The organism is Mesorhizobium sp. M0243, from assembly GCF_040321775.1.
Lineage (GTDB): Bacteria > Pseudomonadota > Alphaproteobacteria > Rhizobiales > Rhizobiaceae > Mesorhizobium.
Genome location: NZ_JAMYSF010000059.1, coordinates 1 through 2,500 on the forward strand (window position 1 = coordinate 1; position 2,500 = coordinate 2,500).

At 53.8% G+C, this 2,500-nt stretch carries 2 rRNA genes (1 of these 2 cut by a window edge); both read right to left on the minus strand.

Annotation, left to right across the window (positions count from 1 at the left end):
- Positions 1–273 precede the first annotated feature (273 nt).
- Positions 274–388 (minus strand): 5S ribosomal RNA (rrf, locus tag NKJ11_RS33430).
- Between the two features lie 272 nt (positions 389–660).
- Positions 661–2,500: ribosomal RNA gene (locus NKJ11_RS33435) — 23S ribosomal RNA — on the minus strand (it continues 982 nt past the right edge of the window).

The following is a 2,500-nucleotide window of genomic DNA, read 5'->3' on the forward strand; positions in this document are numbered from 1 at the left end:
CCCTAAGCAAGCGTTTGCTTGCATTCCCTAAGCAAGCGTTTGCTTGCATTCCCTAAGCAAGCGTTTGCTTGCATTCCCTTAGCAAGCGTTTGCTTGCGTCCCTAAGCAAGCGCTTGCTTGCTTTTTTGTGTAAGCCGAGGCCTACAGATAGGTATATGGCTGACCAAATGAAAGGGCCGCTTACGCGGCCCGTGATCCCTTGGCGGGCCATTTCATAAAGAGAAGATTTCTCTCACATCCGATTTGGATGTGAGATCAACGTGCGTTTAGCAGACCTGGCAGCGACCTACTCTCCCGCGTCTTGAGACGAAGTACCATCAGCGCTGGAGCGTTTCACGGCCGAGTTCGGAATGGGATCGGGTGCAGCCGCTCCGCCATAACCACCAGGTCGGCAAAACGCACGTTGTTCGAGAAGCTTTTTTGAGCGAATAGCCAATAGTGAGTAGCGAATAGGGACCCTATTTGCTGCTTTCTCTGAGCTGTTCGCTGGTCTTTTTGTGCCTTTACAGTTCTTTGGATCCTGACGCCTTTCGAAGCGAAGCTTCGCAAGGTCGACCGACCGTCGGCGCTGATGCGCCGCACCCACGTAGCGCCGCCCGCAGGGCGGAACAAGCGTGAGTGAGAACATCTGACTTTGTCAGATGAGCATAAGGAATGAGAACGATCAAGCCGATCGAACTATTAGTACCGGTAAGCTTCAAGCGTTGCCGCTCTTCCACACCCGGCCTATCAACGTGGTCGTCTTCCACGGTTCTCAGGGAATACTCGTTTTAAGGTGGGTTTCCCGCTTAGATGCCTTCAGCGGTTATCCCGTCCGGATATAGCTACCCTGCTATGCGGCTGGCGCCACAACAGGTCCACCAGAGATCCGTCCATCCCGGTCCTCTCGTACTAGGGACAGATCCTTTCAATATTCCTACACCCACGGCAGATAGGGACCGAACTGTCTCACGACGTTCTGAACCCAACTCACGTACCGCTTTAAATGGCGAACAGCCATACCCTTGGGACCTGCTCCAGCCCCAGGATGCGATGAGTCGACATCGAGGTGCCAAACAACCCCGTCGATATGGACTCTTGGGGGTCATCAGCCTGTTATCCCCGGCGTACCTTTTATCCGTTGAGCGATGGCCCTTCCACGCGGGACCACCGGATCACTATGACCGACTTTCGTCTCTGCTCGACTTGTCAGTCTCGCAGTCAGGCAGGCTTATGCCATTGCACTCAGCGAACGATTTCCGACCGTTCTGAGCCCACCATCGCGCGCCTCCGTTACTCTTTAGGAGGCGACCGCCCCAGTCAAACTACCCACCATACATTGTCCCGGACCCGGATAACGGGCCGCGGTTAGACATCCATAGTAATAAGGGTGGTATTTCAAGGGTGGCTCCACCTGAGCTGGCGCCCAGGTTTCAAAGCCTACCACCTATCCTACACATGCCACTACGAATGCCAATGTAAAGCTATAGTAAAGGTGCACGGGGTCTTTCCGTCTAACCGCAGGAACCCCGCATCTTCACGGGGAATTCAATTTCACTGAGTCTATGCTGGAGACAGCGGGGAAGTCGTTACGCCATTCGTGCAGGTCGGAACTTACCCGACAAGGAATTTCGCTACCTTAGGACCGTTATAGTTACGGCCGCCGTTTACTGGGGCTTCGATTCAGAGCTTGCACCCCTCCTCTTAACCTTCCAGCACCGGGCAGGCGTCAGACCCTATACGTCGTCTTGCGACTTCGCAGAGCCCTGTGTTTTTGATAAACAGTCGCTACCCCCTGGTCTGTGCCACCCTCCTCTACTTGCGTAGAAAAGGGTCACGCTTCTTCCGAAGTTACGCGTGCAATTTGCCGAGTTCCTTCAGCATAGTTCTCTCAAGCGCCTTGGTATACTCTACCAGACCACCAGTGTCGGTTTCGGGTACGGTTTATAAGGAGGAGCTATTTCCTGGAACCACGCAGCAGCCCGTTCAATCCGATAAGATTGGACTACCTCAATGATCCGTCACTACCTCCAAGCCCACGAATATTAACGTGGTTCCCATCGACTACGCGTTTCCGCCTCGTCTTAGGGGCCGGCTAACCCTGCTCAGATTAGCTTTAAGCAGGAACCCTTGGTCTTTCGGCGGGGGAGTCTCTCACTCCCCTTACGTTACTCATGTCAGCATTCGCACTTCTGATACCTCCACCACCCCTCACGGGTATGGCTTCATCAGCTTACAGAACGCTCCGCTACCGCTTGGCCCTTGCGGACCAAACCCTAAGCTTCGGTGTATGGCTTTAGCCCCGTTACATTTTCGGCGCAAAGACCCTTATTTAGACCAGTGAGCTGTTACGCTTTCTTTAAATGATGGCTGCTTCTAAGCCAACATCCTGGTTGTTTTGGGATCCTCACATCCTTTCCCACTTAGCCATAACTTGGGGACCTTAGCTGTAGGTCAGGGTTGTTTCCCTTTTCACGACGGACGTTAGCACCCGCCGTGTGTCTGCCGACTAGTACTCCCA